Below are 14777 nucleotides of genomic sequence, written 5' to 3' on the forward strand. Positions count from 1 at the left end.
TAGAGAAACAAAGCAACAATTGTTACTTTGTTTCTCTCAATATAATTATTATATCCTATTTCTTGTAATTCGAAACTTTACAAGACTGCTTTTAAAATAATTTAGTGAATAAAGTACAGGTGTGCCATGTTCGTTATAATGAACTTGTGTTAATAACATCATTGCATCGTCTGGCTCAGAGTTCAATATTTCACTAATATACGGCTCATAACTAATAGATTCTATAGATGTATTAGCATGTGTAATTTTAAATTCTACTTTACTTTCAATTGCGGATAAAATAGATGAATTGGATCTATAGTCACTGCATGCAAATAAATCAGTAGCAATTTTATCTAGACAATACACGACTGGTTCACCATTTGCTGTACGTACTCTTTCTATTACCGAAATAGATGCATCTTTTTCTAAGTTTAATACTTCTATATCTTTTAAAGTTGCAACTTCTTCATCTAAACTAATAAATTCTGTTCCAGCAACTTCACCATTTTTTTCAATCATTTTTGTAATACTTACTAATTCGTCTAATGGATAATAATATGGTTGTGTAGGTTTTACCACTGTTACGTCGCCTGTTTTTTGAGATAAAATTTGTTCCGTGACAAGTTCATGTATGGCTTTTTCGATTTCATCATAATTTATATTTAACAACTTTTTAATTTCAAACTCATTCGGAATAGCATCTCCCGGTTTAAGTTCAGCTGTTTGAATTTTTTCTAATATCCAATTTTTAACGAAATTTGTACTTGCATTTGTAGACATAATATCCCCCTATTCGTCTTGATAAATATCAACCAATACTTGTCTAGGTTTACTACCTGATTGAGGACCAATAACACCATTACTTTCCAAATCATCCATTAACCTAGATGCCCTATTATAACCTATTCTAAATCTTCTTTGTAATAAACTCGCACTTGCTTTTTGTTCTTCTACAACAAATAAATATGCCTCTTTGTATAAAGCATCTTCACTTTCCATTTCATTGGCTTCTGTCGGTTCGTCAGGTTCCATCTCTTTAACATAGTTCGCTGTTTGTTCTCCAACAACATGTTGAACAACTGATTCAACTTCACCATCAGAAAGAAATGCACCTTGTATTCTTGTTGGTTTTGAAGAGTCTCTAGATAAGAATAGCATATCACCTCTACCTAGTAATTTTTCAGCACCACCACTATCTAAAATTGTTCTAGAATCTGTTGCAGAGCTTACTGCAAACGCAATTCTAGAAGGTATATTAGCTTTAATACTACCTGTTATAACATCAACGGATGGTCTTTGTGTCGCAATAATTAAGTGTATACCTGCTGCACGTGCAAGTTGTGCGATTCTCATAATGGATGATTCAACATCTTTACCAGCAACCATCATTAAGTCAGCAAGTTCATCAACAATGACGACAATATAAGGTAATTGCGCTTGTTTTTCTTCCATTTCTTGATTTGTACGTTCAATAAATTGATTATATCCTTCAATATTTCTTGCACCAACGTGTTGGAACAAGTCATATCTTTTTTCCATTTCGGATACAATTTTTTGTAATGCTTGATTTGCCTTTTGAGGATTTGTAACAACAGGTGTTAACAAATGTGGTATCCCGTTATACACATTTAATTCAACCATCTTAGGGTCAATAAGCATTAATTTTACTTCATGTGGTTTAGCATTCATTAATATACTTGTGATAATACCATTAATACAAACAGATTTACCACTCCCTGTAGCACCTGCTACGAGTAAGTGAGGTAATTTGTTTAATTCTGCTGTAATTGGTTCACCTGAAATATCTCTTCCTAATGCAACTTCAAGTTTATTTGATGTTGGTTTTGCCTCATTCAGTACTTCTTTCAGCGTTACCATTGAAATATGTTCATTAGGCACTTCAATTCCAACTGCAGACTTACCTGGAATAGGTGCTTCAATTCTAATGTCTTTTGCTGCTAAATTCAGTGCAATATCATTACTTAAATTAACGATTTTGTTTACTTTCACACCTTGAGCTGGCTGTACTTCGTATTGAGTAACAGCTGGTCCAATCCTAATTTGAGTCACTTTCGCATCGACATTAAAGTTTCTTAATGTAGCTTCAAGTAGTTTCCCTTTTTCTTGAACGGTCTTTTTCGAAACTGATTGAGATTTAGGTGGATCATTTAAAATTGTAATCGGTGGTAATTTATAATTTAAGTTCTCAGTTTCATCTATTGTTGACTCATTCATTTCAGATTCATGATTATCATGATCTTGTTGAACGGGTTGTTTAGGTTGTTGTGTTCTTTTGGATGCTAACTTTTCTTGTGATTCAAAGATTGGAATTTCTTCATTAGTTTGTTGTTTGTCAATTTTAGAAAATTCTTGAACTGGTTCAACTTCTTCTAAATGTGAAACGTCTTTAGGCTGCTCTTTTTGACGCTTTTCTTTTTCTAGTTGTTTAGCTTTCGCTTTTTCTTCTCTTTTTTGTTCAAGATTTGTCATTTTTGATTTAGTTTTACTTTGCGCCATATCAAATGCTGATTTAGTAATATCACGATGTCTTTTCTTCATGATTAAAATAACACTAGATAGTAAAACGAGTATCGTTAATAAACTATATCCAAAGACGGAAATAAGCTTGCTTATGACATTAAATGCATAATAACCAATATAACCACCACCGTTAAAGTAAAATGCATTTCGTTCTAAACTTGAATATGTTTCACTCAAGGTTGTCTTAAACGTATTAAACGATGGATCTTTGAAATATAATACTAACTGCATTATGAATAGCAATGCTACTTGAAAGACGAGCAATCCGTTTACTCTTCTTGTGAATTTTAATTTGCCGTTCACTGTTATTAATAGTGAAATAATCGCTATCAGTATATAGGTGAAATATTTTGAGAATCCAAATAAGAAATGAAAGAAGCTATCAATCATTAAACCTATAAATCCTAATTGAAAAATACCTAACACGAGTAAAAACAACACAATCATCTGTATGACATATTTTAATGTATTATCTTTTTGCTTTTTCTTGCCACGTGTTGTTTTTCTTTTACGTGTTGCTGGCTTCTTCTTTTGTACCATTTTTGAAATAGCCTCCTTATCTATAATGCAAAAAGAGGCTGGGACATAAATAGATGTCTCAGCCTCATATAGTATGTAGGCAGTTAATGAACGTATAGCGTGTATGACACATTATTTGTTCATCTTTGCCGAGATGGAAAAACCCATTGTATTGATATAGAATTTAATCTCATCTCTTGACTGTTAAAAATCATCCATAAAACAATTCATTAGATTTCTGAAATAATTGGAATAATCATCGGGCGACGTTTCGTTTGTTCATATAGATACTTACCGAGTTTATCACGCATATTTTGTTTCATTTCAGACCATTCAATTTTCTTTTGAAGTAAACCTTCTTCAACAATTTCACGGACTTTTTCTGAAGCGTCGTTTAATAACTCTTCACTTTCTCTAACATAAACGAATCCACGTGATTGAATTTCAGGTCCACCAACGATTTTTCTATTTTTAGGATCTAAAGTTACAACAGCTATAAATATACCATCTTCAGCTAATAAGTGTCTGTCTCTCAAAACAATATTACCTACGTCTCCAACACCGATACCGTCAATTAATACGTTACCAGCTGTAACTTTTTCATTAGCAATCATTTTTTCGCCATCAAAATTAACAACGTCACCTTTTTCTAGTAAGAAAATTTTCTCAGGGTCTACGCCTGTTTCGGCTGCTAATTTCGCATGTGCGATTTGCATTTTAAATTCACCTTGTACTGGAATAAAGTATTCAGGTTTCATTAAATTAAGCATCATTTTAAGTTCTTCCATACAACCATGACTAGATGCATGTGTTTTTTTGTTATTAGGCATAATGTGTGCGCCAGCTTTAACTAATTCATTTAAAGTCTGACCAATAATCACTTCCATATTAGCAGAAGCTGTTGTAGAAATGTAAACATTATCGCCTTCTAGAATGTTTAAAATAGGATGTCTTTGTTGAGCCATTTGACCTAATGCTTCAATTGGTTCACCTTGCATACCTGTAGCAATAATAATTAATTCATTTTTAGGATATTTACTAATGTCATGCACGGGTACTAAAAGATTTTCTGGAATATTAAAGTATCCTAATTTACGTGCAACATTGAAAGAACTTTCTAACGAACGTCCTAAGAATGAAACTTTGCGGTTTAATTTACTAGCCGCATTCAGTACTTGTTGAATACGAATAAAGTTAGATGCATAACATGAAACGATAATGCGTCCATTTGCTTTTGCAAATTCATCAACCATATGACTTTCGATTACATTTTCAGGAACGTTATAGCCTGGCTTTTCCGCTTCTGTTGAATCACTAATCAACGCAAATACGCCATTTTGACCGATTTCAGTCATCTTAGCGATATCTGGTGCATAAGCACCTTGTAAACTTTGGTCGAATTTAAATTCTCCAGTATAAACGATTGAACCATATGATGTATGGATACATACACCTAAACTATCTGGTATTGAATGCGTCGTATTAAAGAATGTCACGTTAACGTTTTTAAATCTCATGACTGAATCTTTATTTACTGTATAATAACGTACTTTTTTATTGATTTTTCTTGCTTTCATGTGATCTTTAACTAATGCAATCGTCAATCTTGATCCGTATACTGGTGCATCAAGCTTTTCAAGTATATAACTTACTGCACCGATAGAATCTTCATGTCCGTGTGATAAAAAGATACCTTTAAGTTTATCTTTATTCTCTATAACATATTGTATGTCTGGTATAACAACGTCTACACCTAACATCTCGTCTTCTGGAAACATTAAACCAGCGTCTAACATGAACATTTCTTCGTCCACTTCAACGATATACATGTTTTTTGCAATTTCTCCTACACCACCGAGTGGTATGATACGAATTTTATCATTTTTCTTTTTTATTAAACTCAAAATTGTTCCTCCTAAATGTAGTCCCGTCCATAATATATTTATTTAATCATACCATTTATATAATCGATTATACAAGCACATACAACAGTCTTATACATATTTTAAATTAAGGAAGACAATAATTTTTATATCAGGTCATAACTTTATGATTTCTCTGTCAAAATAAACTCAGAATAAGGTGCATCTAGTAATCTTTTCGTAGCTGATTTAATATCTGCTAATTGTATTTGATTAATTTCGTGCTCGAACTGCTCATTCGTAATTAATTCATTGTGAAACATGATTGAACGTGCATTTCTCGTCATTTTATTCTGGTTAGATTCAGATGCCATTAAAAAGCTTGTGATAATATGGCTTTTAGCATCGTCTAATTCATTCTGTGTGATACCGTCATTTAATAATGACTCGAGCACTTCAGTAATAAGTTCACTAGATGCATCAACATTTTCTTTATCAGTTGCTACATAAATTGTCAGCAAGCCATCATTGTGAAAACTTTGGAAATCTGAGTAAACATTATAACATAATCCATGTTCTTCTCTTAGAACTTGGAACAATTTAGAGCTCATTGTTTCGCCCAAAATCGTGTTCAATATATTGGTTGCATAATAGTATTCGTCATTATAGCTTGGTGCATCATAACTTCTCATAAAATGCGTTTGCTCTAGCTCGTTTTTATAATATGTTTCTTTCTTCTCAATAAAAGTCATGCTTTGTTCTTGTTGATCAAGTGGTATTTCACCCCCATCAGATAATTGCTTAAGCAATGTTTCTTTCATAGATTCGCTATAGGCACCTGCAACTGAAACAATTAAACGATTACTTTGATAATATTTTTTATGGAAATCAACTAATGTATCTCTATCAATTTGATTGACACTATCAGGCGTACCAAGGATCATTCGTCCTAATGGTTGGTCTTTATAAATTTCATGTTCTAATTTATCCATTAACCACTCTTCTGGTGTATCTTCAATCATTTTAATTTCTTCTAAAATAACTTTTTTCTCACGAACAATTTCTTCTTCAAGAAATAGCGGATTTTTAACCATATCTATAAGTAAATCAATTGCTTTATGTTCAAATCTTTTTAATGTTTTACAGAAATAACAAGTATACATTTTTGTTGTATATGCATTGTTATAGCCACCAATTTTATCAAATTCGTTTGATAATTGCTGTCTTGTATAGTTTTCACTACCTTTAAACAGCATGTGTTCCATAAAATGAGCAATACCTTCAGGATAATCACCTTCGTCACCCGTTCCAGTATTGACATAAACACCTACACTAATTGTTTCACTGTTTGGGACTTCTTCAAAAATCACTGTCGTTCCATTATTCAGTCGTTGTAAATCAGCCATATTTATTCACCTCAAAATAAATAGGGACACGTCAATGTCCCTCTATTAGTAGACATATATACTTTCATAACCTCTTACAGTCTCAGCCTGTAGTCTTCGACTTGTACGATTCCCTCAGGCGTATCGGTTATAAAAGTATTTTATATGAAGCAATCATTAAATTAAAACCTTTCGTGTTATAAGTACTGAGAAGTATTATGTACATGTACGATCGCATTATTTGCACTTTTAGTCAGAACTGCTAATAACGGTATCAGTATTTGCACCTTTGGCCAGAACTGCTTATAACGGTATCCTATTCATACACCTACTAACAAGTATCATGTAACTTCTTATTCTACTTACTCATAAAAAATGCCAACAAAATCTATGACTTTGTTGACACTTTAAATTTCAGATTTTAATGATTGTCAATGTCCCTATCTGAATCATTTCATTTATTATTTTTGTTCTTTTTCTTCGTTTAACAACACTTTACGTGATGCATTTACGCGTCCTTGACGGTCAATTTCAGTTACTTTTACTAAGAATTGGTCGCCGATTTTAGCTACATCTTCAACTTTGTTAACTCGTTCGTTAGAGAATTGAGAAATATGAACAAGTGCATCTTTACCTGGGAAGATTTCTACAAATGCACCGAATTTTTCGATACGTTTAACTGTTGCCATATAAATTGCACCGACTTCAGCTTCTCTTGTAATATCTTCAATAATTTGTCTAGCACGGTCGATCATTTCTTTATCTTTAGATCCAATAAATACTGTACCGTCTTGTTCGATGTCTAATTTAACACCTGTTTCATCAATAATTTCATTGATTTTCTTACCACCAGGTCCAATAACATCTCTAATTTTATCTGGTTTAATATGCATAATTTCAATTTTAGGTGCATATTGGCTAAGTTCTTCTCTAGGTTCTCTTAATGTTTCAAGCATATGATTTAAGATATATAATCTACCAATTCTTGCTTGCTCAAGTGCTTCTTTTAAGATTTGTTCACTTAAACCATCGATTTTAATGTCCATTTGAATAGCAGTGATACCTTTTTCTGTACCTGCAACTTTAAAGTCCATATCACCTAGTGCATCTTCCATACCTTGAATATCAGATAAAATTGTGTAGTTATCATCTTTAGTAATCAAGCCCATTGCAATACCTGCAACTGGTGCTTTAATTGGTACACCTGCATCCATTAAAGCTAAAGTTGAACCACAAATTGAAGCTTGTGATGATGAACCATTTGATTCAAGTACTTCTGAAACTACTCTTATTGTATAAGGGAATTCTTTTTCATCTGGAATGACTTGTAGTAAAGCACGTTCACCTAATGCACCATGACCAATTTCACGACGTCCTGGCGCTCTCACTGGTCCTGTTTCACCAACTGAGAAGTTAGGGAAATTATAATGATGCATGTAACGTTTTTGTTCTTCTGTACCTAGACCATCAATGATTTGATGTTCACCTAATGCACCTAGAGTCGCAACTGAAAATGCTTGAGTTTGTCCACGTGTAAATAAACCTGAACCATGAGCTCTTGGTAATAATCCAACTTCAGAAGATAATGGTCTAATTTCTTCAGGATTACGTCCATCTGGTCTTACTTTATCTTCAGTAATTAAGCGACGCACTTCTTCTTTTACAAGTGCATCTAATACTTTACTTACATCTTTAAGGACTTCTTCGTTATCTGGATCTTCTTCGTTAGTAAAGTCATTTAGAACTTCTTCTTTAACTGCAGAAATATTAATATCTCTTTGTTGTTTTTCTTCAGTTCTGATTGCTGAAATAATATCTAAAGCTTCTGCTTTAGCACGAACTGTTTCTTCAAATGAAGCTTCAATTTCAACTGGTATAAATTCAGCTTTTTCAGGTTGAATATCTTCAATAATAGCTTCTTGGAATTCAACTAATCTTTGAATTTCTTTATGACCAAATAAAATAGCATTTAACATTGTTTCTTCTGTTACTTCTTTAGCACCAGCTTCAACCATGTTAATCGCATCTTTATGACCCGCTACTTGTAAATCTAATAAAGAAACTTCTCTTTGTTCAACATTAGGATTGATAACAAATTCACCATCTACTAAACCTACGTTCACACCTGCAATTGGTCTTTCAAATGGAATATCTGATACAGATAATGCCATTGAAGAACCAATCATTGCTGCCATTTCTGGTGAACAGTTTGGATCAACACTCATTACGATAGAAATAACTTGAACATCATGTCTGTATCCTTTAGGGAATAATGGACGAATTGGTCTATCAATTAATCTACTTGTTAAAGTAGCATCTTCACCAGGTCTACCTTCACGTTTATTAAAGCCACCAGGAATTTTTCCTGCTGCATACATTTTTTCTTCATAGTTAACCATTAATGGGAAAAAGTCTACATTTCTAGGTTCTTTTGATGCAGTTGCTGTTGATAATACAACTGTATCCCCATATCTTACTAATACTGCACCATTAGCTTGTTTTGCTAATTGGCCCGTTTCAATTATTAATGGACTTCCTGCCCATTCTGTCTTAAAGACTTTCTTCTCTTGAGACATTTATGAATCTCCTCTCATACACTTAATCTCTTATATCATACCATTATACACATATTTTTTATATTTATTTATAAAAAAATCGAAAGAAATCTAATTGATTTCCTTCGATTGAAATTACGATTAGCGACGTAATCCTAATGATTTAATTAAATCACGGTAACGTTGAACATCATTTTCACGTAAATATGTTAATAAATGTTTACGACGACCAACCATTTTTAATAATCCACGACGTGAATGATGGTCTTTCTTGTGAGTACGTAAATGTTCGTTTAAAGCAGTGATTTCTGCTGTTAAAACTGCGATTTGTACTTCTGGAGAACCAGTATCAGTTTCATGTACGCGGTATTGTTCGATTAGTTCGTTTTTTCTTTCTTGTGAAATTGCCATTGTCAATTCCCTCCTATAATTGTATTCACCATAAACCTGAGCTGATCGTCGGAGTGTCGATAAGCCAAGGATTAGGCACTCAAATCATTATACATAACTCTTTATGTTCTTTCAAGTGATAATAACGCTTTTGCTTCTTCTTTATCTTGCTTAATTTGATTAACAAGTGCATCAATGCCATCAAATTTTTGTTCTGGTCTAATAAAATGGTGCCAATATACTTCTACACGCTCACCATATATACTTTCTTCAAAATCAAAGATGTTAACTTCAATACTTATTTGAGAAACAGATGGATCATGGAATGTTGGTTTCACACCAACGTTACACACACCTTTATATGACTTATCTCTTGATTTAATGAGTAATGTTACGGCATAAACACCTTTTCTCGGTAATACATAGTCATCACTAGGTTCAACATTAGCTGTAGGAAAACCAATCGTACGCCCTCTTTTTTCACCTTGAACAACCATACCTTTAATAACATATGGACGTCCTAAAGCTAAATTACAAGCTTCTATTTCTCCTAGTTCAAGTGATGTTCTAATATTCGTAGTTGAGATTTTTTCATCCTCATGTAATGTTTGCTTAGATACGACAAATACATCAAATGGATAATCATTCTCTTGTAATGAAGCCATATTACCTTTTCCATATTTACCAAAACTAAAATCATAACCTGCAATAACAGCTTTCACATGATTTTGAATAAAATATTGGTCAATAAAATCATCTGCAGACACATCTGCAAATGTTGATGAAAAGTTAACGACGAAACAGTAATCTACGCCTAACTTTTCAATTGCTTCAATTTTGTCAGCAATAGGTGTTAAATACGTTGTTCTTTTCTTTTCAGGATTTAAGACAACTGAAGGGTGAGGATCAAATGTCATAACAGCTTTTTTTAAATGTTTATCTTTAGCTACTTTAATCATTTTTTTAAGAACTTGTTGATGACCTAAATGTATGCCATCAAAAAAACCGATAGCTAAAGCAATATTTTCATTTACAAATTGTTTAGATTTAATTGGGTGTGTAATTTCTATAACTTCCATCAATATACTCCTTTAAAGAAAAACTTTTTTAGGTTTATAAAGTGTTTCATTTTTATCGTAAGTATCCATAATAGCAATTGCTTTGTCTTTATACCAAACAACAAATTCGCCATCATGTTTACTTTCATCTATTAAAGATTTTTCTATTTTTTGTCCGTTTTGAATACGCGTTACGATATTTTTATCATGTACGGTAATTTTTGTTAAACCATTCAATCCATATTCTAATGGAAGAATCACATCTTGTAACTTATCTTGCTCAACTATTTCTCTTAAGTCATCTAATTTAATAGCCTGTTCTAAAGAGAAACCGCCACTTTTCAACCTAATTAAATGAGACATATGAGCAGGATAATTAAGTAAAGCACCAATTTGAGTTGCTAACGTTCTAATATATGTCCCTTTGCCACATTCAACTTCAATTTCAAATTTACAAGTATCATTCTCATAAATAATATCAGAAATTAAATCAATACTGTTAATATGTACCCTTCTGACAGGACGTTCAACTTCAATATTTTGTCTAGCATATTCATATAATTTCTTACCATTAACTTTAACAGCAGAATACATAGGTGGAATTTGTTCAATGTCACCTTCTAATTGTTTTAAAGTCGCAATAATTTCATCTTTGTCCCATAAATTTTGATCAACACGCTTCTGATCAACTATCTCACCAGTTTGATCTTCAGTCGTTGTACTCATACCAATCGTTACTTCAGCTCTGTAGGATTTGCCACTTTCCATCACATAATCACTCACACGCGTCGCTTTCCCAACACAAATTGGTAGTACACCACTTACCTCAGGATCTAAAGTTCCAGTATGGCCAACTTTTTTTGTTTTTAAAATTTTACGAAGTTTAAATACGACGTCATGACTTGTCATACCAACTTCCTTATGAATTGCTAGAATGCCATCCAAATTTACGACCTCCATAATGTTTCTATTCTTTTTAATTTTACATGAAAATATTCATAAAAAGAAGAAATAACTCAATTCGCATAAAAAAACGATGGTGTTAGAGACAGAATTACGAGAAATGTCCCTAACAAGGGCGCTTACGGACACAATTCTGAGTAATGTCCCTAACGAAGACGTTTTCTTATTACCACAATTCGGAATTATGGTATTTACACTCCCTCTAATCAAAAAAAGACCAAGACACCTTATAGTGTCTTAGCCTAAATTTGGATTAATCATTACGATTTAAATCTTGAATCATGCGTTCAATTTTATTACCGTAATCGATTGATTCATCATATTCAAAATGCAATTCTGGTAAAATACGTAATTTCATACGATTACCTAATTCTGATTTAATAAAGCCTTTTGCTTTTTCTAAACCTTTAAATGTATCTTCTTTTTCTTTATCAGAACCTAATACAGTTAAATAAACTGTAGCGTGTGATAAGTCTCCTGGAAGTTCTACATCTGTAATTGTTAAAAATCCAACTCTTGGATCTTTAAGTTTATTGTTGATGATATCCATTAATTCTTTTTTCATTTGTTCGCCTACTCGTTCAGAACGAATACTCATATCTTTCACCTCTTAACATTCTCATCTCTCTATATACATTAGTACATTATAGCACATGCTTGAATGCTTAAAAAGATAATCACTCGATATAAATATATTATGTTTCAATACTTAACTTTAGTCGCTCTAATCCTTCTAATACTTTAGACTTTGGGCATCCAACATTGTATCTCAAAAAGTGCTGACCGTTACCACCATATGTCTGACCATCCATTATGGCAACTTTTCCTATGTTAATAAGTCGGTGTTGCAATTCATCCATCGTCATATTTAGATCTGAAACATCTAACCATATAAGATATGTTGATTCTGGATTGACAACTTTAATTTCTGGTATGTGCTCTTTTAAGAATGATTGAACTACATGTATATTGTCATCTAAATATACGTTTAAAGCATCTACCCAATCACTCGCTTTTTCATATGCTGCTATTGTAGATTCCATCCCCATAATGCTTGGTGATGATAAACCGTCTTGCTTTTTCAAATGATTTAAAAATATATCCCCATCTTCTTTATTTGGAATTAATGTATACGCAAAAATTAGACCCGGAAAATTAAAAGTCTTGCTACCACTTGTCACAATTGCTATATCATTTTTACTTTTATCTAGTATTGGAATGTGGTTGTTTCCTTTTCGAACAATATCCATATGAATTTCATCAGAAATGATATAAACATGATGTTCCTGACATAGTTTAATGATTGTAGTCAGTTCATCTTCAGTCCATACTCTACCTGTTGGGTTATGAGGAGAACATAATAACAAAATTTTATTTTCAGGTTCCGCTAATTGCATCTCTAATTGTTTAAAGTCAATTGTATAATAACCATCTTCGTAGAAAAGTTGATTCTCTACAACTGTACGATGATTCTCTTTAATCACATTGTAAAATGCGTCATATGCTGGTGTTTGAATGATCACACCATCATTCAAATTAGATTTCATATGAATTAACTGTGAAACTGCATATATCACAGTTGGTGTATAATAAATCCAATCTTCATTAATTTCAGTATTAAAACGTTTTTTATACCAATTCGTAACGGTTGATTTAAAGTATGTATGATTCCATCTCGTATAACCGAATATAGGATGCTTCATACGATTATTTAAATGTTCCATAATTGTATCTGGTAGCGCGAAGTCTGTGTCTGAAATCGTGAATGGCAACAAGTCACTTTGCCCAAAACGGTCTTGGACATAATCCCACTGAGTACAATTTGTCCATGTTCTATCAATCACCTTATCAAAATTATACATTACAAAAATCCCTTCTTAACTTAAATAATGGCATCTAATTGTTTTCGGACAGTTGTTACTCTCGTTCCGATGATAATTTGTACATTTTGTTTGTCTAAATGTACGACACCTAATGCACCGAGTTCTTTTAACTTTTCATCATCAACAATTTCCGCATCTTCCAGCACTAATCTTAAACGTGTAATACAGTTATCAATGCTTATAATATTACTGGAACCGCCAATCGCTTGAAGCATATCAGAAGCCATATCGTCTGTATGATTTGTACGATTTTGTGTCGCATTACTTTCATTATTATCGTTCTTTTCAACTGTTCTACCTGGTGTTTTTAAGTCGAATTTCAAAATAACTGTCTTGAAGACTAAATAATAGATAACAAACCATATTAATCCAACAATTATGACGAGCCACCATTTCGTATAACTACCTTGCATGACGCCAAATATTAGAAAGTCTAGTACGCCGCCATCTGTATTACCAATTGTCACACCTAGAATATTCATAACCATAAATCCTAATCCTGTCATAATGACATGGAAGATCCAAAGTAATGGACTAATGAATAAGAATAAAAATTCAATTGGTTCAGTAATACCTGTAACAAATGTTGCTACAAATCCTGAAATTAATAGACCTTTAATTTTATGTCTATTCTCTTTAGGCGCCGCATGATAAATTGCTAAAGCCGCAGCAGGTAAACCAAACATAAATGTAGGCATTTTACCTTGTGATAAAAATGCTGTTACATTTGGAGATATTGGTAAATTATTTTGTAACTGTGCATAAAATATATTTAATGCGCCAAATACATCTTTACCTTCAATAATAGAATGTCCACCGACTTCAGTAAATCTAACCATAGATACTAAAATATGATGTAAACCGAATGGTAATAATAACCTTTCACCAGCACCGAATAAAAATGGTCCAAATACACCAGAATGTTGAATTAGTGCACCAACACTTCCAATGATCATACCGAAGAATGGCCAAACAATCGGTATAATTAACCCAACTACTGCCAATACGAGAGATGTTACAATTGGCACAAATCTTGAACCTGAGAAGAACGCAAAGCTGTCAGGTAACTGTGTATAACTAAATTTATTATGTAATTTATAAACGATAAGACCAGAAATAATACCACCGAGCACACCCATTTCGAGTGTTTGAATGCCTAATACCATACTTTGTCCAGCTTGTTGTAATTTATCTGTATCTGCTAATTGATGCGTCTCAGTTAAATAGAAATTAATCGTTAAATTCATAACTGTATAACCTACAAATCCTGAGAAGGCAGCTACACCTTTTTCATGTTTAACAAGTCCGATTGGTATAGCGATCGCAAATAGTACAGGTAAATATGTAAAAGCAAATCCCCCAACTGTTGCTAGAAACTTCAATACTAGCTGTATCATGTTATTCTCTAAAAATGGAAAGACATCAATCATTGATTCACTTGTAAATGAACTCCCTATTCCTAAAATCAATCCCATAAAAGCTAATAAAGCTACAGGAAGCATAAATGTCTTCCCCATATTTTGAAGAAAATCCCACACATTACTTTGCTTCTTCTGTTTACTCATACTTAATAACACCCCTTTAATACATTTATGTTATTTAAATATACAAATGTATTAAAGGGGCATCAATAGTATAT

Annotated in this window: 11 protein-coding genes; all 11 read right to left on the bottom strand. The window is 32.6% G+C overall.

Annotated elements, in window-relative coordinates; all coding sequences use genetic code 11:
* Positions 1 to 48 precede the first annotated feature (48 nt).
* The 11 genes from LQ694_RS05820 to malX all read right to left on the bottom strand — a co-directional run bounded on the left by LQ694_RS05820 (position 49) and on the right by malX (position 14703).
* A complete protein-coding gene (locus LQ694_RS05820) occupies positions 49 to 762 on the bottom strand; it encodes a GntR family transcriptional regulator (protein WP_048542619.1) in 714 nt (237 codons plus the stop codon).
* A 9-nt stretch (positions 763 to 771) separates the two neighbouring features.
* Complete coding sequence (locus LQ694_RS05825; RefSeq protein WP_058611063.1) at positions 772 to 3063, bottom strand: DNA translocase FtsK; 2292 nt, start codon at positions 3061 to 3063, stop codon at positions 772 to 774.
* 209 nt (positions 3064 to 3272) lie between these two features.
* Positions 3273 to 4946, bottom strand: coding sequence for a ribonuclease J2 (rnjB, locus tag LQ694_RS05830; protein ID WP_048542615.1), 1674 nt, complete (start codon positions 4944 to 4946; stop codon positions 3273 to 3275).
* Positions 4947 to 5089: 143 nt separating this feature from the next.
* Complete coding sequence (locus LQ694_RS05835; RefSeq protein ID WP_058611064.1) at positions 5090 to 6310, bottom strand: M16 family metallopeptidase; 1221 nt, start codon at positions 6308 to 6310, stop codon at positions 5090 to 5092.
* A gap of 440 nt (positions 6311 to 6750) precedes the next feature.
* Entirely contained in the window at positions 6751 to 8865 is a 2115-nt protein-coding gene (gene pnp, locus LQ694_RS05840) for a polyribonucleotide nucleotidyltransferase (protein ID WP_058611065.1), read from the bottom strand.
* A 120-nt stretch (positions 8866 to 8985) separates the two neighbouring features.
* Positions 8986 to 9255 (bottom strand): 30S ribosomal protein S15, encoded by a 270-nt coding sequence (rpsO, locus tag LQ694_RS05845; RefSeq protein WP_025905354.1) that lies wholly within the window; start codon positions 9253 to 9255, stop codon positions 8986 to 8988.
* A 101-nt stretch (positions 9256 to 9356) separates the two neighbouring features.
* Entirely contained in the window at positions 9357 to 10313 is a 957-nt protein-coding gene (gene ribF / locus LQ694_RS05850) for a riboflavin biosynthesis protein RibF (protein WP_025905353.1), read from the bottom strand.
* 12 nt (positions 10314 to 10325) lie between these two features.
* A complete protein-coding gene (gene truB, locus LQ694_RS05855; RefSeq protein ID WP_096791359.1) occupies positions 10326 to 11237 on the bottom strand; it encodes a tRNA pseudouridine(55) synthase TruB in 912 nt (303 codons plus the stop codon).
* Between the two features lie 271 nt (positions 11238 to 11508).
* A complete protein-coding gene (gene rbfA / locus LQ694_RS05860) occupies positions 11509 to 11853 on the bottom strand; it encodes a 30S ribosome-binding factor RbfA (protein ID WP_048542606.1) in 345 nt (114 codons plus the stop codon).
* Between the two features lie 97 nt (positions 11854 to 11950).
* Entirely contained in the window at positions 11951 to 13117 is a 1167-nt protein-coding gene (locus LQ694_RS05865) for a MalY/PatB family protein (RefSeq protein WP_218696604.1), read from the bottom strand.
* Between the two features lie 20 nt (positions 13118 to 13137).
* Positions 13138 to 14703, bottom strand: coding sequence for a maltose/glucose-specific PTS transporter subunit IIBC (gene malX, locus LQ694_RS05870; RefSeq protein ID WP_065381118.1), 1566 nt, complete (start codon positions 14701 to 14703; stop codon positions 13138 to 13140).
* Positions 14704 to 14777: the final 74 nt, after the last annotated feature.

Source organism: Mammaliicoccus sp. P-M58 (genome assembly GCF_022386165.1).
GTDB classification, from domain to species: domain Bacteria; phylum Bacillota; class Bacilli; order Staphylococcales; family Staphylococcaceae; genus Mammaliicoccus; species Mammaliicoccus sciuri.